Source organism: Kordia aestuariivivens (assembly GCF_014397005.1).
In the GTDB taxonomy this organism is placed as follows: Bacteria; Bacteroidota; Bacteroidia; order Flavobacteriales; family Flavobacteriaceae; genus Kordia; species Kordia aestuariivivens.
This window is the reverse complement of record NZ_JACGWS010000008.1, coordinates 196,476-215,213: the sequence shown is the minus strand read 5'-3', so window position 1 is coordinate 215,213 and position 18,738 is coordinate 196,476. Positions and strand designations below refer to the sequence as shown.

The 18,738-nt window shown below is 35.1% G+C and carries 10 protein-coding genes and 1 pseudogene; 3 read left to right on the top strand and 8 right to left on the bottom strand.

Annotated elements, in window-relative coordinates; translation table 11 throughout:
- Positions 1 to 113: 113 nt before the first annotated feature.
- Positions 114 to 1,010 (top strand): FecR domain-containing protein, encoded by an 897-nt coding sequence (locus H2O64_RS14330; protein ID WP_187562887.1) that lies wholly within the window; start codon positions 114 to 116, stop codon positions 1,008 to 1,010.
- A gap of 88 nt (positions 1,011 to 1,098) precedes the next feature.
- Complete coding sequence (locus H2O64_RS14325; protein ID WP_215907171.1) at positions 1,099 to 3,303, top strand: TonB-dependent receptor plug domain-containing protein; 2,205 nt, start codon at positions 1,099 to 1,101, stop codon at positions 3,301 to 3,303.
- A 172-nt stretch (positions 3,304 to 3,475) separates the two neighbouring features.
- On the opposite strand, the gene argS is transcribed toward H2O64_RS14325, so the two are convergent.
- The 3 genes and pseudogenes from argS to H2O64_RS14315 all read right to left on the bottom strand — a co-directional run bounded on the left by argS (position 3,476) and on the right by H2O64_RS14315 (position 6,194).
- Complete coding sequence (gene argS, locus H2O64_RS24300; protein ID WP_394368167.1) at positions 3,476 to 5,227, bottom strand: arginine--tRNA ligase; 1,752 nt, start codon at positions 5,225 to 5,227, stop codon at positions 3,476 to 3,478.
- Between the two features lie 153 nt (positions 5,228 to 5,380).
- A pseudogene (locus H2O64_RS24380) lies at positions 5,381 to 5,575 on the bottom strand (arginine--tRNA ligase); the annotation flags it as partial.
- A gap of 205 nt (positions 5,576 to 5,780) precedes the next feature.
- A complete protein-coding gene (locus H2O64_RS14315; protein WP_187562884.1) occupies positions 5,781 to 6,194 on the bottom strand; it encodes an RrF2 family transcriptional regulator in 414 nt (137 codons plus the stop codon).
- A 286-nt stretch (positions 6,195 to 6,480) separates the two neighbouring features.
- On the opposite strand from H2O64_RS14315, the gene H2O64_RS14310 reads away from it, so the two are divergent.
- Positions 6,481 to 7,929, top strand: a complete 1,449-nt coding sequence (locus tag H2O64_RS14310) for a hypothetical protein (RefSeq protein WP_187562883.1) — start codon at positions 6,481 to 6,483, stop codon at positions 7,927 to 7,929.
- 247 nt (positions 7,930 to 8,176) lie between these two features.
- On the opposite strand, the gene ctlX is transcribed toward H2O64_RS14310, so the two are convergent.
- The 5 genes from ctlX to H2O64_RS14285 form a co-directional block, all read right to left on the bottom strand.
- Positions 8,177 to 9,112, bottom strand: a complete 936-nt coding sequence (gene ctlX / locus H2O64_RS14305) for a citrulline utilization hydrolase CtlX (RefSeq protein ID WP_187562882.1) — start codon at positions 9,110 to 9,112, stop codon at positions 8,177 to 8,179.
- Between the two features lie 144 nt (positions 9,113 to 9,256).
- A complete protein-coding gene (locus tag H2O64_RS14300) occupies positions 9,257 to 10,069 on the bottom strand; it encodes a transporter (RefSeq protein WP_187562881.1) in 813 nt (270 codons plus the stop codon).
- Positions 10,070 to 10,280: 211 nt separating this feature from the next.
- On the bottom strand, positions 10,281 to 11,195 hold the full coding sequence (locus tag H2O64_RS14295; RefSeq protein ID WP_187562880.1) for a dimethylarginine dimethylaminohydrolase family protein: 915 nt from the start codon (positions 11,193 to 11,195) through the stop codon (positions 10,281 to 10,283).
- 71 nt (positions 11,196 to 11,266) lie between these two features.
- A complete protein-coding gene (locus tag H2O64_RS14290) occupies positions 11,267 to 12,556 on the bottom strand; it encodes a citrate synthase (protein ID WP_187562879.1) in 1,290 nt (429 codons plus the stop codon).
- Positions 12,557 to 12,800: 244 nt separating this feature from the next.
- Positions 12,801 to 18,467, bottom strand: coding sequence for a hypothetical protein (locus H2O64_RS14285; protein WP_187562878.1), 5,667 nt, complete (start codon positions 18,465 to 18,467; stop codon positions 12,801 to 12,803).
- Between the last annotated feature and the right edge of the window lie 271 nt (positions 18,468 to 18,738).

Genomic DNA, 18,738 nt, shown 5'->3' with positions numbered 1-18,738 from the left:
TGTAAAAGTGAGCACTCGACTGAAAACCGCGACTGCAAACTGAACACTGAAACTGAGAACTGGAAACAGGGGGAATTTTAGATAGTAAGTTGTTATATAGATAAGTAACGATTATGACACGAGAAGAATTAATACAAAAATGGCTAGATCACGCGTTGACACCTCAGGAATTGGAAGCTTTTAAACAGCTTGACGATTATGAGGAATTAACGAAGATGCACAATGCCTTACAGTCTTTTAAAGCACCAATCGCAGACGTTGAAACGGCGTACGAGACTGTTACATCTAAGAGAAAAGACACATCAAAACCTACTTCATGGCTCAAGCCATTACTACGAATTGCCGCAATTTTAGTGATTGGATTTGGCGCATATATGTATGCAACCTTGCCCAGCCTTACTACGGTTGAAACAGTTGTTGCGAATAAAGAATTACTCAAATTACCCGATGCTTCCGAAGTAACATTGAATGCCGTATCGAGTGTATCATTTAACGAAGACACTTGGAACGAGCAACGCGAAATCAATTTGAAAGGTGAAGCGTATTTTAAAGTAGCCAAAGGCGCTACATTTAATGTAGTTACCGAAGACGGAATTGTAACCGTTTTAGGAACTCAATTTAATGTAAAACAACGCAACGACTTATTTGAAGTTTTCTGCTATGAAGGTTCAGTAAGTGTTACGCACAACAGTGAAAAAGTAGTGTTAACTCCTGGGCAACGCTATTTGATACTTGATGGGAAACAAATTCGCAATGAAGAAGAAATGCTAAAAGAACCTACGTGGATTCGCAATGAAAGTTCTTTTAAAAGTTTACCTTTACGAGAAGTTATTCAAGAATTTGAACGACAGTACGATGTAACGGTTGACGCCAAAAATGTAGATCTTTCCCAAGTTTTCACGGGAAGTTTTACGCACACAGATATAGACATGGCATTGAAATCGATTACCATACCGTCACAATTGAAGTATCAAAAGAAACAAAAATCGATTATTCTAAAACGTGATTAAAAAACGCGTACTCACTTTTCTCACTTTTTTTTGCTTCTTTCTTAGTTTTCAATGTGTTATAGCACAAGAAAATCAAGAGAATAAAGTCTTGCTGTCTAAATTATTACCTAAAATTCAAAAACAATACGATGTTGTTTTTTCGTATGTAGATAAAGTTTTAGTGAATGTTTTAGTCACTCCGCAAGCAAAAACGATTTCTCTGGAAGCATTATTAGATGGTTTTGAACTCGAAACCAATCTTCGGTTTACCTTAATTAACGGACGCTATATTGCCATTACTGTTTTTATAGATCAGATTCAGGAGTTGGACGAGATTTACTTAACCGAATATATTGCTTCAGGAATTTCCACTAATAGAACCGGACAAATTACCGTGAAACCCAAGAACTTTGGCATTCTGCCCGGCGTTACCGAACCTGATGTTTTACTCACCATTCAAGCCTTACCGGGAATTTCTAGTATTAACGAAACGGTTTCTAATATAAACATTCGCGGTGGTACCAATGACCAAAATATTTTATTGTGGGACGATATTAAAATGTATCAATCTGGACATTTCTTCGGGTTGATTTCTGCGTTTAATCCATACTTTTTAAATAAAGTAACTGTGACTAAAAACGGAACAAGTGCTAAATTTGGCGATGGAGTTTCTGGAATGATTCAGATGCAATTGGACGAACATCCAAACGATACGTTGATTGCTGGCGCAGGATTAAACTTGATTCATGCAGATGGTTTTGCCAAGATTCAACTCAACAAAAAAATGGAAGTCCAAGTTTCGGCGCGTCGTTCCATTACCGACTTGGTAGAAACGCCCACCTACGCTATTTATTTTGATCGAATTTTTCAGGATACTGATATTACCAATAACAATCAGGATACAAACAATACAACCACGACGAATAGAGATTTTTATTTCTATGACATGAGCACGAAATTTATCTATGATATTTCTAAAACAGACAATTTACAGTTTAGTTTTTTGAATATTTATAACGATTTAAGCTATACGGAAGAAGCAACACTCAACAATCAACGACAAGCTGTTAATAGTGGCATTACACAACGCAATTTAGCCGCAGGCTTGACGTATAATCGTGAATGGACACCTTCATTTTCTACACAAGTACAATTGTATGCATCTACCTATAATTTAGAAGCAACAAATTTTAATATTACGGATAATCAGCGATTGTTTCAAGAGAATGATCTCGCGGATAGTTCTATAAAATTACATACAAAATATCGCATCAATGAAAATTTTACCATCCAGAATGGTTATCAATTTGCTGAGATTGGCATCACGAATATTCAAGATGTGAGCAATCCACAATTTCGCAGCGATCGTAAAGATGTGATGCGAAATCACGCGGTGTATTCTGAACTTAATTTTGTTTCAGATAGTTACCGAACACTTGTAAATATTGGTTTTCGCGCAAATCAATACGGAAAGATTGATCAGTTTCGTTTTGAGCCGCGTTTGAATTTTAGGCAGCAATTCTCCAATCATTTTAGCGTATTGGTTTTGGGCGAATATAAGAGTCAATCCATTTCGCAAGTCATTGATTTACAGAATGATTTTTTAGGGATTGAAAAACGTCGTTGGACGCTGGCAAACGGAACTTCTGTTCCTTTGATTGAGAGCAAACAAGCTTCTATTGGCGTGCAATACACAAAGAATAATTTGTTAATTAGCGCGGAAGCGTATATTAAAAAAGTAGACGGAATTACCACGCGAAGTCAAGGTTTTCAGAATCAGTTTCAGTTTGTAAATGCTGTCGGAAGTTATACAGCACAAGGAATTGATGTGTTATTTAATAAGAAATGGCACGATTTTAATACCTGGATGAGTTATTCTTTTAGCAAGAATGATTACGATTTTATGTCCTTGAATAATGGCGAATCGTTTCCGAATAATTTAGATATTACACACAATCTCACACTTGGCGGAACGTATACTTGGAAAGCGTATGAATTCTCACTCGGAACGTATTATCGCACTGGAAGACCCACCACAACAATTGGACAACCACAAATTGTCAATGGAGATATTAATTACAACGCACCAAACGCCGAGAATTTGTCAGATTATTTTAGAACCGATTTTTCAGCAACGTATCGTTTGATGCTTTCGAAAAAGATCAAGTCTAAAATTGGAATCTCCGTTTGGAATGTGTTCGATCAGAAAAATATTTTGAATGAATACTACAATTTAGATAATACCGTAATTTCTGAAATTCAGAATCAATCGTTAGGCATTACGCCAAATTTGAGTTTTCGAGTGGATTTCTAACTTTCTGTGAAACGTCATCACGAGCGATAGTGAAGTAATCTGTTTATTGAACAAACAGATTGCCACAAGTTTTTTCAAAACTTTCGCAAAGACGAAATCATAGAAGTGAGACCCTGAAACAAGTTCAGGGTGATTTTCTTTTTGATACTGAAACGAGTTCAGCATGACTTCGTCACATTCGCTCAGGAACTTCAATTCCTAGTAATGCAAATGCTGCTTTGATTGTGTCTCCAACTTTTTTGGATAGTTGTACTCTGAATACTTTTTTAGCTTCGTCTTCTTCTCCTAAAATGTAAATATTTTGGAAGAACGAATTGTACAGTTTTACCAAATCGTAGGTATAGTTTGCAATGACAGCCGGACTTTGCTTGTTGGCTGCTAATTGAATCGCCGCAGGATATTCTTGTAATTGCTTTACGATTTCTTTTTCACGAATATCAATCTCAATTCCTGTAATTTCCGCTGAATAGTCAAAATCTGCTTTACGCAAGATGGATTGAATACGCGCATAGGTATATTGAATGAAAGGTCCTGTATTTCCTGCAAAGTCAATCGATTCTTTCGGATCAAATAAGATTCGTTTTTTAGGATCAACTTTTAGAATGAAATACTTTAACGCGCCCATTCCGATGATTTTATATAACACTTCTTTTTCTTCGTCTGTGTAATCTTCAAGCTTTCCTAGTTCTTGAGAAATTTCTTTGGCAGTCGTTGACATTTCAATCATTAAATCATCTGCATCAACCACAGTTCCTTCACGACTTTTCATTTTACCACTTGGCAAATCGACCATTCCGTAAGATAGATGCGCTAAGTTTTTAGACCAATCGAATCCGAGTTTCTTTAAGATTAAGAATAGTACTGTAAAGTGATAATCTTGTTCGTTTCCAACCGTGTAAATCATTCCTCCAATATCTGGATAGTCTTTTACACGCTGAATTGCCGTTCCGATGTCTTGTGTCATATACACCGCAGTTCCGTCCGAACGCAATACAATTTTCTCGTCCAAACCATCATCTGTCAAATCGCACCAAACAGAACCATCTTCTTTTGCATAGAAAACACCTTTTTCTATTCCAGTTTGCACCACATCTTTTCCTAAAAGATAGGTGTCACTTTCATAATACAACGCATCAAAATCAACACCTAAGTTTGTATAAGTCGTTGCAAAACCGTCATACACCCATTGATTCATTTTTTTCCAAAGTGCAACCACTTCTTCATCTCCAGCTTCCCATTTGAGTAACATTTGTTGTGCTGCCTTCATGATTTCTGAACTATCTCTTGCAATTTTAGAAATTTTTCCTTCTTCTACTATAATTTTACTTTCTAAATTAGTAACATTTTTGACAAGCTTATCAAACTGTTTCGTTTTCTTTTCAATAACATCTTTTTCACTTTCTGGAGTAATATGTAATATGAAGTTTGAAATACTAGAAATAAATAAATTATTATCGATTGCTTCTTTTAATCTAAAATCAAAATTAGCTCCCAACTTAGCAATCGCTTCATAATCTAACTTCTTTACCTCTTCCTCAGACTTTAAATTTAATTTTTCAATCAATTCGTTGTGCTCTTTAATTTGAACTTCTAAAGCTGTAGGAGGATCAATATGATTATTTCTATAATTTTCAAAAATTAGTGTAGCTTGTTCACGTAATTTCATTTCGAATAGTACGTAATAGTTTCCAACCAATTTATCACCTTTTAAACCTGTTGATTGTGGCGTTTCTCCGTTTCCGAAACGTTGCCAAGCCAACATGGATTTACAGATGTGAATTCCTCGATCGTTAATGATTTGTGTTTTGTATACTTTTTTTCCAGAAGCTTTAATGATTTCCGCAACGCTGTATCCTAATAAGTTGTTACGAACGTGTCCTAAATGCAAAGGCTTGTTTGTGTTTGGTGAAGAATATTCAACCATTACAGCCGTTTCACCTTCTTGTGGCGTTTCGTGTCCGAACGTATCATTTTTTACAATACTCGCGAAGAAATTTAGATAGACAGCATCATCAATCACTAGATTTAAAAACCCTTTTACCACGTTGAAACTACTAATTTCGGCTACGTGTTCTGCTAAATACGTTCCTAATTCTTCTCCTAATTGAGCTGGATTCATTTTTTTAACGCGTAACATCGGAAATACCACAACCGTGATATCACCTTCAAAATCTTTTCGTGTTGCTTGGAATTCTACATTGTCTAATGTAACTCCATACAAGGTTTCAAATGCTTCTTTGACTTTTACCGTTAAGACTTCTTGAATATTCATTGCTCCTAAAATTTGAGGTGCAAAGATATCAATTATTGGGAATGAATGACGAAAGTTCTAATAGATAATTTAACGTGAGTTTATATTACTTAAGAAAAGAATATTTAAAAATCTTTGAGAAGATTTTGAGTACGTTACTATTTTAGTCTTTATTCTATAATCTAGTAGCGCAGCGATCTTGTATCTGTAAAACTTATATTCAGATTTATAAAGTAGTAAGGTCTTCAAGTGTTTTGTTATCTAAAACAGCGAGCATATTATCACGAACTTCTAACATGAGATGATGCAACCCGCATTTGGTTTCATCCACACAATCATCGCACTTTTCATAAAAGTTTAAACTTACGCAGGGAAGCATTGCTATTGGGCCTTCTAAAATTCGGATGAGCGAAGCTACTTTGATTTCACTAGGCGATTTAATTAGATAGTAACCGCCACCTTTTCCTTTTTTGGAACCTAAAAGACCATTGTTCTTTAGTTGTAATAAAATTGCTTCTAAGAATTTTTTAGATATTTTTTCTTCCGTAGCGATTTCTGAGATTAACACAGGTAGGTTGTTGTCTTTACGTGCTATGTAGGTTAATGCTTTGAGTCCGTATTTTGTTTTTTTAGAAAGCATGTTGGTAAATTTCAGATAGTAATAACGTTTTCGAGGCGTTTCAATCTAGTGTATAAAAATAAACGGTTGTTAGTTAATAACAAAGGTATTCTCTAATTATCTATCTATTTTGCTGAGATATTCCTAAATTTTAAAGCATTTAGCACCTTTTTAGCATATTATTTCCTTTCTAATAAAGCAAAGTAGCTACAAATAGTATACTACTTATCCGTAACATTCTGATACTGTGTGGTTTTATTTTAGTATTTTAGCCGCCGATTGTATAAACCTTTACACATTACATTACATGAAAAAAATCCTATTTGTATTGCTGTTACTACCTGCTTTAGCAATAAGCCAGAAAATTAAGATTAAGAAAAATAAAATTCTTTTTGATAAGAAAGAAGTTGCTATCCTAGAAGATGGAGGCGAAAGAAACAAGTATACGTTTAAGTATTTGTCAGGCGAAAAAGCGTTTGATGCAGCTTACAAGGCAATTTCTATTTCCGCAATTCAAGATCATCAGTATTTAGAATTGACTTCCGTAGATGGAACAAAAACGGAGATTCCGTATGAAATTTTACAAACGTCATTCAACTCAAAGAAAATTATTATTCGTTTGTTAAGCGAAAAGTATAATATGATTGACGCGAACGGAATTAATAAAGAAGGTGTTGCAGCCTTTTTTGCAGAAGAACGCGAATCAATTAGTGAAAAGTATTTGAAAGCTGCTGCTTCTGCTAAGTTGGAAGCCGATAAACGTCAGCAAACTGTTGGTCGCTACAAACCGTATGTAAAAACAAATGGAACGATTTCTTTTGGTGGAACGCGAGGAACTAAGATTGTCGGTAAGGTATATTATTCAGCTTCCGAAAAAGCGTATGCGATTACAGATTTGGATGGAATTAGAGTGGCAACTGCCAAAGAAACTTCTAAAATGGGCTCTACAGCTGCCGTTGTAAAAACATATACCGATGAAACTTTTGAATTTGATAAAGGTTCACAAACGATGTTTACCAATCGTTTTTCAAGAAATTTTGGACAGTTTTTTGTGGAAGAAATGGTAGGTCGTGGGTATCTTTTTGGGCGTCAAGCGAAGAAATATCAAAGTGATTTACATAAAGAGAAAGTGAAAATTGCGAAAGAGAATAGCGTGAATTTGTATGGAGTTCCAGGAAGCATTACCGATGCCAAAGGAAAGAAATATAGCGGAACTGTTTATGTTGTTTTTGAGAAATTAGAGCTTGAACCGGGAGAACAAGTTGCTGGCTTGCATGATATGAATTCGATTGATAACTACGGAAAGTCGATTAGTATTCGTTATGAAAATGATAAAGGACGTACGCGTATTAAGAAGTTTTCTGCGAAAGACGGAATTTCGTTTACTGCCATGGATGAAGGTGTTGAGAAAACATTTTACGGAATGAAAACGAAAGGAAATGCATTGAAGAAATTATCAAATGCTTCAAACTTCGGGTTTAATAATTCGTATTTCTATGAGAAGATTTATGAAGAAAACGGAAATTTGTTATTGGTGAAACCAGGCGAAGAAGGAACATACGTGATTAAAGTGAAAGGTGAGAAATCCGGTTTTATGATTGACGATCGTAAGAACGAAAAGATTTCAAAAGCAATGGCAAAATACTTATCTAAATGTAAGCAAGTCGCGAGCGATTTGAAAGCTGGTGAGTTTGATGTAAAGAACGAAGAAAACTTGAAGCAGATTTTACAAGAGTATACTGATTGTGGAAAGTAAAACTGCCATTTGATATAAAATGAAAAAGCCTGAGAAATTGAAATTCTCAGGCTTTTTTTATGTTTCTATTTTGCACGCGTTACAAACGCGCGCCAACTCTATTTTAAATTGATTCAAATTTTGGACTACTTCTCGATACTATTTTTCTCCATTTCATTCTGAAAAATCACTCGAAATGACGTTATGCAATTCCTTATGAATGAGATTCCTGCCTTACTTCGACTCCGCTCAGCAAGCACACGAAAATTTATTGCTTCGGTAAGAAAACCTCAGCCATCATGCAACGTGCGCTTCCGCCGCCGCAAGTTTCAATAGTTTCTAATGAACTTGATAGTATTTTACAATGCTTTTCAATCGCTTGTATTTGACCTTTTGTTAATGATTTATGTGCAGCAGCACTCATGATTAAAAAGTTTTCATCATTTGCTCCTTTTACTTGCAACATGTTTCCTGCAAAGTTTCTTACTTGTGCTTCTGTGATGGCAATGATTTCTTTTCCATCTCCTTTGAGATGTTTTTTTACGTTTTCACGTTCTTTTTTATCATCAATACATTCTAAACAGATAACTGCAAATTTTTCCGCCAAACACATCATTACATTCGTATGATAGATGGCTTTGCGTTCTCCGTTTACCGTTTGATTGGCTGTAAAGATTACTGGTGTGAATTCAAAATCTTCACAAAATTCTATGAATAATTCTTCGTCAGCTCGTGGTGATAACGCGCAATACGCTTTTCTGTTGACTCTGTCGAGTGCCATACTTCCAGTACCTTCTAAGAAAATTTCTTCTTCTTCGGCAGATGTATAATCAACAATGTTTTCAATAACGTATCCTTGTTTTTCTAATTCCAATAATATATCTTCTCTCCGTTCGAGACGGCGATTTTCTGCAAACATTGGATATAATCCCACGTTTCCGTTTTCATGAAAAGAAATCCAGTTGTTTGGAAAGATTGAATCTGGTGTGTCTGGCTCTTTCGTATCTTCAATTACGATTACGTGTATGCCAATTCCTCTTAGCTTTTCGACATACGCATCAAATTCTTGTAGCGCTTTGACTTGTACCGTATTTGGCAACGAGCCATCTAATTCTTGTTGGTAATAGTTATTTACCGCCGTTTGTTCGTTCATGCGAAATGCTACAGGACGAATCATGAGTATAGTATTGGTAATTTGTTGCATAGTATACCTACCTTTTTGTTATTGCTTTATGATGAGGTAAAATTACATAAAAACTAAAATAATGCCTGTTTAATTTCGTTTTTTTCAATAAAACTTAAAAATTTTACGAAGCCTATAAATAAAGTGCTGATTTAGAGTTGCTTTTTATATTTTATAGGTCCAACCAATATAATATGCAAATCCTTGAAATACATTTCTACCTGAAATCACGTACGATGATGCTATGTATATTCCTGATTTTTTGGAAAGTGAAAAATGATAGGTTCCGCCAATTTTATGATAGCTTGTACCAAAACGTTGAAAGTCTTGTGGTGTTGGTGTTTCCAGATAGTCTATCCCGCCAAAAGCATATTGAAAGTCGTACCAAAAGTCAACATAGTTTTTCGCGCTTGCTTTTCCAAATTTAAGCGTCATGGGAAAGCTATTCGGTACATTTTCAAATTTAAAAGAAAATCCACTTTGTACATTTACAAACCAACCGGATTGTTTTTGATAATGAAGTAATGCGCGTGTATCTAAAACTTTAGCTTGCTGTCCTAAATCGTTTAAACCTCCCAAATTATAATCAGTGATATTAAAGGAAAATCCTGCAGCAAATGAAAGCTCCAATTTATCAGTTTTCCATTCTTTTTTTAAAGCTTTATATTTTAGAAAAAATTGTGCATCTTGAAACCCGTTTTGTTTGTTACTTGATAAGTAAGGCAATGAAGCTTGTATGTTTAGTTTATCGTTTATTCCATAGATTCCAAATAGCGTAAAGCTGTAGAGGCTTCTGCTTAAATCGCTTTTTTCAGTTCCGATGTAGTAGTTTTTAGAATCTTCAAATCCTAAACCAGCAACTACGGTTGCTTCTCCTTTTTTATTGTAAAACCCACTAATGGGACCTTGTGCAATTCCATAAAACGAATTACTGAAGATACCAATGAAACAACTTATTTTTAGAACATGTTTCCACATAACTTCGTTTTGGTTTTTAGTCTATAGCGTTTTAAGAAACTTACTTACTGCCGCTGTTTTATTTGCTTGTTTAGCATTTCGACTGCGCTCAATGTGACAAAAAGAAAGTATCCTTCTATAAAGGCTTCAAAAATTCTTAACGAAAAATTCCTGCTATACTGCGGAAAAGAAGAAAAATCGCTATTGAATTTTAGATCGAACTCAAGTTAAATTAACCTCTAATTAATGGCATGGTACTACAACGTAGTAATCCTTCTTGTTTGGCTATTTCTGAGTATGGCACTTTTTCTACGGTGAATCCTTTTTCTTCAAGCCACGTGTTTAAGCGTGTGAAGTTTTGTTCGGAAATGACAACTTCTGGTGAGATAGAAAATATGTTGCTATTCATGTTGTACATTTCGTCTTTTGTAATTTCAAAAATGTTTTCTTTTCCAAAGAAGTTTACCAACCATTCGTATTCATCGTCCACTAAGAAACCGTTTTTGTGTAGAATGGCTTTGTCATTTCCAATGGGTTGAAAACAGCAATCTAAATGCAATGCATTTTCTTTTGCTTCTGTATTTGATTTTCGTAATTCGAATGATTTTACAGTTTTGTGCGGAAATAATTCTTGCAATGCAATGACTGCATCGATATTGGTACGTGCGGTAATGTACTCCGGATAGTCTTCTCCTGAATAGGTTCCCACAAAAATATAATCGCCCCAAGGCATTACATCGCCACCTTCTACATGAACCTCTTCTGGTAAGGTTATAATGTTTTCAGGATTGATTTGATCAATGACATGCTGAATTGCTTCTATTTCACGATCGCGATCTGGTAATATGTTTGATTTGATAAATTTATCTTCAATGACAAAAGCGATATCTCTAGCGAATATTTGATTGTAATCTTTGATGATTTTCGGGCGGAAAACTTTGACATTGTGTTTTTCAAAGATGGCAGCAACAGCTTCCATTTCGGGAACCATATCTTTTTCTAATGGATACGTTCCTGCCAAAACATGTTGTTTTGATTTTGGATCGTAACAGTCTTCAGCTTTCGGAGTAGGTCCGCAACTTTCTGCTGTTCCTAGTACAACTGCCCGCAGTTGAGAGGTTTCATCGTTTACGTATAATTCTAACATATAATTCGGGTATATAGTAAAAAAGCTTCATAGACTTGAGTCCATGAAGCTTTTCAGTGTTGTTTTATGTGTTATCTATCAGAGATATTTTTGAATTCTCTGTGGTTTTCTCCGGTGTAAACTTGACGTGGACGACCAATTGGTTCTTTGCGTAAACGCATTTCTCTCCATTGTGAAATCCATCCTGGTAAACGTCCTAATGCAAACATTACCGTAAACATTTCTGTTGGAATTCCCATTGCTCTGTAAATGATTCCTGAGTAGAAATCTACGTTTGGATATAGTTTTCTATCTACAAAGTACGGATCTTCTAGTGCTTCTTTTTCTAATCCTTTTGCGATGTCAAGGATTGGATCTTCCACTCCTAAGTCAGCTAATACCTCATCGGCTGCTGTTTTGATAATGGTTGCTCTTGGATCAAAGTTTTTGTAGACTCTGTGTCCGAATCCCATTAAACGGAAAGGATCACTTTTATCTTTTGCTTTCGCCATGTATTTTTTAGTGTCTCCACCATCTTGACGAATTCCTTCTAACATTTCTAATACTGCTTGGTTTGCACCTCCGTGTAATGGTCCCCAAAGTGCCGAGATTCCTGCGGCAAGTGAAGCAAATAATCCAGCGTGTGATGAACCTACAATACGAACCGTAGATGTTGAACAGTTTTGTTCGTGATCACCGTGTAAGATTAGTAATTTGTCTAATGCATTTACAACTATTGGATTTAGTGTGTAATCTTCATGTGGTTTTTTGAACATCATTTTTAATACGTTTTCTACGTATCCTAATGATGAATCGCCATAGTCTAACGGTAATCCTTGTTTTTTACGCATTGTCCATGCAACTAATACTGGGAATTTTCCAAGTATTTTTACGATTGCATGATACATTTCTTCTTCCGAATCAACATTTACTGATGATGGGTTGAATGCTGTTAGTGCGTTTGTTAAAGACGCTAACACGCCCATTGGATGTGCAGATTTTGGAAACGCGTCTATTATTTTTTTGATATCATCATCTACAATAGATTGCGCTTTGATGTCTTTGTGGAATTTTGCTAGTTGTTCAGAAGATGGTAATTCGCCAAAAATTAGTAAATACGCAACTTCTAGGAAATCAGCCTTTTCAGCTAAGTCTTCAATGGAATATCCTCTGTAACGAAGTATTCCTTTTTCTCCATCTAAGAAAGTGATTGCACTTTCACAAGAACCTGTATTTTTATATCCTGGATCAATTGTAATGACTCCACCAGTTGCACCTCTTAAACTCTTAATATCAATAGCTAATTCATCTTCAGTTCCTTTGATTACAGGAAATTCATATTTTTCACCATTGATTTCTAACGTAGCTGTATTCTCTGACATATATCTCTTGAATTTTTATTTTTTTCTTTGGTTGCTAAATTACGAAATAAGTGGCGATTTATGAAAAGACTTAACAAAGGATTTAACAATTAAGATATTGCTAAAATTTATAGTAAAAGAAAAGCGATTATTATGAATTTAATAATCGCTTTGAAAATGTATTTATGTTTTGATTTTTATTCTTTTATGATTCTTTTTAAGAGCTGTCCTTTTGTTTGATACAATTTTACACTTTTATTTTTGTCTATTCGTTTTCAGGCAATTGCTCAATAATTTGATATGTACTAAAGTTTAAGAAGTTTCCGGGATGTGCTAATATGTTTTGGAGTATGAATGGTGTATCAGGAGTTGTACCCGTATATTGCGCTGTGCCGTCCATGTTTATATCATTTGTATTATATCCATTTAATACATACGTTGGGAAGTTTAAGAAGTTTCCAGCATCATTTAGTATTGTTGATAGAATTGCTGGTGTATCAGGTGTAGTTCCTGCGTATTGCACAACAGTATCTCCATTCACATTTCCACTCCACATTCCTACAGTATTGGTTGGCATTCCAAAGGTGGTTTGCGCATTTGCACCATAGGTAATTTGGTTGTTACTGTTTGTAAAATCTACAGTAGTGGCAACATCAGATAGCGAAAGTGCATTGCTTGACATGATTCCTAAGTGATTGCGATGTTTTATAACCACATAATAATCGCCTGGTGCTTTGCTGAAACGTACAGGAGTTGTGGCATCGTCAACTAGCGCTTCCACAATGTCTCCATCGCGTTGTAATAGTGCAGATTTTCCATCAATGATCATTGTAGGATCTGTAGCATCTCGCAGTTCTATCCAAACCCAATCGACAATTTTATTTTGTCCTGTTGCTGTGAATACTGGATCAGATGCAAGAATAGCAATGCCATCTGTGTATGGACTTGTTGTTGATATGTAGCTATTGTCTTTTAAGTCTGTACGCATGAAACCATCAGTATGTTGTAGCATGGCACCTTGCAAGTATATTTTTGCAGCTACTTGAATTGGATCGCCACAATATTCACTGAAAGTAGTTAGTGGTTCAATAATTGTCCAATTGGCTGTACTGTATGCGGCGTCATCTACTTGAATACAGAATAAGTCTACATTACCAAGCGTGATAAACGTTGTAACGTTCGTATTGTTTCCGTTTTTCACATTTAAACCAACTAAAGCACTGTTATCAGCAATTAGATAGTTTAGGTTTGTATTGTTGCTTAAGTCTAATTCTCCTAAGAAATTTAATCCGCAGTTTAAGATCTCCAATGCTGCAAAGTCTTCAATTCCTGTTAGGTCAAAAATACCAAGATTGCGAATGTTTAAGTCGTTTACTGTATTAATATTGCTTGTTACTACATAATCATCTAATACATCGTCTAAACTTAAATCAATCAATGCTTGCTCAAAGTTATTGTCTGGCACATAGGTTAGTCCTGGAATTGCCAATGAAGATACACAAAGATCAAAGGTTGCACTCACATTTGCTAAGCTTGAAAATACTTGTATGTAATACGTGTTTCCAACTGTAAGTCCTGTTAGTTGGCTATTTGATGAATCTGAACAGGCAATCGCTGCCGTAATGTTTCCGCAATTGTATGTTTCGGCATCAATGACTGCATGAAATACAGTATTTGGTGGCCCTGTTAAATTGAAGAACGTGATATTGTGTGTTGTTTCTGTGGCAACGAAGCTATACCAAACATCTGAGAAAGAAGCGGTGTTTCCATAACATTTAAATTCGTTTGAATCTGTTGATTGAGCTAAAGTTCCTGTAACTGCATTGAGACACAGTGCATCGCTCATAGGAATGTTGATTGCATCTACACAATTATCATTTTCAAGGAAACCACAATCCGTACTAAAGTTAGTACCTGCATCTATATTACTCCAATTGGCTGAACTATATGCTACGTCATCTACCTGAACACAGGTAAGATTTGGTGTGTTTAAAGCAAAGAAGGTTGTAACGTTTGTATTGTTTCCATTTTGAATATTTACACTGGTAAGTGTACTTGTATTACTGCAAAATAAGCTTACAAATGCTGGATTTTGAGATACATCAATCGTCCTTATTTGGCTTCCTACGACACCTAAACTTTGTAGTGCTACATTTGCAGTAAGATCAACTCCAGTTATGGGACAATTTGATATGGACAAACCTTCCAAGTTTAGATTATTTGAAACATTTACTTCTGATATCTGCGTACTGTTTATTCTTAAATTTTTTAAAGCTGCGTTTACGGATACATCTATTGTTGAAATTTGGCTATTTGCAGTAACACTTAGCGTTTCTAATGCTAGGTTTTGAGAAACATCTATCGTTGTTAATTGGTTGTATCCAAAATATGCCCTTAACAATACTGGATTTTGGGTGATATCAATTGTTGTCAATGAATTTTCTTCAACAGATAAACTGGAAAGTAGTGGATTGTTTGTAACGTCTACAGCAGAAAAATTGTTTTTATCTAGTGTTAAAAAGGCCAAAACAGGATTTTGAGTGACATTTATTTGGCTTAGTGAATTTTCTCCTACATCTAGATTAGTTAATCCAGCGTTTTGAGTAACATCGATAGACGTAAATAAATTTTTTGAAATGTTTAGTGATTCTAGAAGTGGATTTTGAGTGACATCGATAGTTGTAAGTAAATTTTCTTCAACAGTTAACCCTCTTAAGAGTGGATTTTGAGAAACATTGATAGTTGCTAGTGAATTTCCGGTAAGTAATAAGACTCTCAATTGAGCGTTTTGAGTAAGGTCTACTGTAGTAACATTGTTGATTGAAAAATCGAGCGACTGTAATGCTGTGAAGCTTTGAAGTCCTGTTAGGCTTGCAATATTTTTGCCTACTACGTTTAAAGATGTTACGGTGTTAATATTTGCCGTAGTTACGTAATTGTCTAGCGTTGTATCGTATCCTAAATCAATAAGTGCTTGTTCAAAGTTATCATCTGGCACATAAGTTTGTCCTGGAATTGTATTTGTAGATACACAAAGATCAAAGGTTGCGCTCACATTTGCTAAGCTTGAAAATACTTGTATGTAATAGGTGTTTCCGACTGTAAGTCCAGTTAGTTGGCTATTTGATGAATCTGAACAGGCAATCGCAGCCATAATGTTTCCGCAATTGTATGTTTCGGCATCAATGACTGCGTGAAATACAGTGTTTGGCGGCCCTGTTAAATTAAAGAATGTGATATTGTGTGTTGTTTCTGTGGCAACGAAACTATACCAAACATCTGAGAAAGAAGCGGTGTTTCCAAAGCATTTAAATTCGTTTGAATCTGTTGACTGAGCTAAAGTTCCTGTAACTGCATTGAGACACAGTGCATCGCTCATAGGAATGTTGATTGCATCTACACAATTATCATTCGCCAGAAAACCACAATCCGTGCTAAAGCTTGTTCCTGTTTCAACGGTTGTCCAATTGGCAGTACTATACGCGGCATCATCCACTTCAATACAGAATAAGTCAACATTACCAAGCGTGATGAACGTTGTAACGTTGGTATTGTTTCCGTTTTGAACATTTAGCCCAACTAACGCGCTATTGTCAGCAATTAGATAGTTTAGGCTTGTATTGTTACTTAGGTCTAATTCTCCTAAGAAATTTAATCCGCAGTTTAAGATTTCCAACGCTGCAAAGTCTTCAATTCCTGTAAGGTCAAAAATACCAAGATTTCGAATGTTTAAGTCATTAACAGCATCAATATTACTTGTTACTACATAATCATCCAATACATCATCTAAACTTAAATCAATGAGTGCTTGCTCAAAGTTATTATCTGGCACAAAAGTTAATCCTGGAATTACACTTGAAGTTATACAAATATCAAATGTTTCTGTGGAGTTAGCTAGATCCGTAAATACTTGAATGTAATATGTGTTTCCTATCGTTAATCCTGTTGCTTGTCGTTCTAGAGCATCCGTACAATAAACGGCATCTGTAATATTTGTACAGTTATACGTTTGTGCATCAATGACCGTATGAAATACTCTCGAATTCGCTCCCGTAGTATTTAATATCTTTACCTCGTGTGTTGTTTCTGTGGCAACGAAACTAAACCAAACATCTGAAAAGTCTGTACCTCCAAAACATTGGAATAGGCCAGAGTCTGTTGCGCCTGCTAGTGTTCCTGCGACTATATTGTTACAAGAAGCATCACTTATTGGAATATTGACGGTATCAGCACACTCATCATTCGGTGGAATTGGTGCTGTACAATTTTCACTAAACGTCAGTCCTGGGTCAATACTTGTCCAATTTGCAGTACTGTATGCAGCATCGTCAACATCTACACAGCTTAGATTTGGATTATTGGTAACATCGAAACCTGCTAAGTTGAAATTAATATTTACGTTATTTCCATTTCTTAAGTCTAAACTTGATAATGAACCACCTGAAGCGTTTATTGAAGTTAATTGAGAATTGTTTGATAAATCTAGGTGTTCTATTGGATTTTCACCAAAAGCGATTGATCTTAAACTTAAATTCTGAGTCACGTCTATACTTGTAAGTTCATTATCAAAACATAGAAATGATCTTAAAATAGAGTTTTGAGTTACATCTATACTAGTTAATGAGTTTTCATAACACCAAAAGGTTTCTAATACAGGATTTTGACTAACATCTATAGTTGTAAGTTGGTTATTTTTACAATAAAAATATCCTAACATTGAATTATTAGTAATATCTATAGTTGTCAACATGTTATTACTACAACTTAAAAATGTTAAAGCCGTAAATCCTTCAATTCCTGTTAGGTCTGTAATATTTCTACTTGAAATAGTTAAAGATCCAACTGTATTGATATTTGCTGTTAGCACATAATCATCCAGTGAAGTATCATATCCTAAATCAATCAACGCTTGTTCAAAGTTATCATCTGGCACATACGTATAAGTTGTTTGGTTGCACATTTCTGAAAACTGAACATTGGCGTCTCTGTTTGTCCAATTGGCTGCACTGTACGCTGCATTATCAACCTCAATACATGCTAAATTTGCAGTATTGCGAGCATCAAAAAGTGTGATATTAGTATTGTTACCATTATTTGCAAATAGCACACTCAATCCGTCATTATTGTTGCATTGTAAAGAGGTTAAATTCGTTTGATTCCGCAAATTTATAAGTGTTATAGCGTTAAAACTGCAATTAAGCGACGTTATATTTGTAATTGCGGTAAGCGGTAAACTTGTAAGATTGTTATTGCTGACATTCAAAAATTGCAATCCTGTAAAGTTTTCAATACCTGATAAGTCTGAAATATTACTATTGCTAATATTCAAATCATTGATTTGATCTATTCCTGTCGAAGAAATATATCCATTTACAATTCCTGTATCTAAACTTAAATCAATCAGCGCTTGTTCAAAATTAGCATCTGGAATCAGTATTATATCCGATGGGAAACAGGAAACCGTTAAGTCGACATCTCCAACATCTGATGAGTTGTATCCAGTAATCGTAATATAGTATGTAGTATTTCCATCCGATTCAAAGGTACCATACGAACGATATCCTGGACCACATTCAGTATCATTGAAATCATTTGCCGCAACCAAGGTAAGGTTGCCAGATGTTCCCGTATATACTAAATACGAAGTATCATATCCGGAAGCACATAAATCTAACGTAATGGTTTCTGGAGTTCCTGAACCTGTATATGAATACCAAATGTTTGGCGCATCCAAATCAACCGCTTGTGGGGTGGTAGCATCTGGAGCATTGTTTTCATCTAAAGTGGCTTCTACGGTGCTTGATGTGTAATTGTTTCCACAAGTTAACGGAATAGCGTTTGCAAAATTATCATTTGCCGGTGCTGCTAGATCTGTATTTGCCCAAATGATGTTTGTAATAATTAAGAATGCGAATAGTAATTTTCTTCTCATAGTGATGGTTTAATTCGTTTTCATGCAAAAAATATCGCAACAAACGATGCAAAATAATGCTGATTAGTATCGGCAGTACTTCTTAATTTTGTTAAGTTATTGTTTTATAAACAGCTTATTATATGAATGTAATATTGAGGCTGGGAGTTTTACTTTCTACGCGAAAATACTTAAACTAATTGTAAGTTTCTGAATCTTTTTCAATAACACTAGTCGTTATTTATAAATCACGATTGATTCATAAAAAAGTGCCACTTCACATACTACAGAA

Bases quoted from the DNA above. Each gene is read 5' to 3' on its own strand.
- H2O64_RS14300 (WP_187562881.1), bottom strand. From the start codon at position 10,069: ATGTGGAAACATGTTCTAAAAATAAGTTGTTTCATTGGTATCTTCAGT.
- H2O64_RS14285 (WP_187562878.1), bottom strand. From the start codon at position 18,467: ATGAGAAGAAAATTACTATTCGCATTCTTAATTATTACAAACATCATT.
- H2O64_RS14315 (WP_187562884.1), bottom strand. From the start codon at position 6,194: ATGCTTTCTAAAAAAACAAAATACGGACTCAAAGCATTAACCTACATA.
- H2O64_RS14295 (WP_187562880.1), bottom strand. From the start codon at position 11,195: ATGTTAGAATTATACGTAAACGATGAAACCTCTCAACTGCGGGCAGTT.
- argS (WP_394368167.1), bottom strand. From the start codon at position 5,227: ATGGTTGAATATTCTTCACCAAACACAAACAAGCCTTTGCATTTAGGA.
- H2O64_RS14330 (WP_187562887.1), top strand. From the start codon at position 114: ATGACACGAGAAGAATTAATACAAAAATGGCTAGATCACGCGTTGACA.
- H2O64_RS14310 (WP_187562883.1), top strand. From the start codon at position 6,481: ATGAAAAAAATCCTATTTGTATTGCTGTTACTACCTGCTTTAGCAATA.
- H2O64_RS14290 (WP_187562879.1), bottom strand. From the start codon at position 12,556: ATGTCAGAGAATACAGCTACGTTAGAAATCAATGGTGAAAAATATGAA.
- ctlX (WP_187562882.1), bottom strand. From the start codon at position 9,112: ATGCAACAAATTACCAATACTATACTCATGATTCGTCCTGTAGCATTT.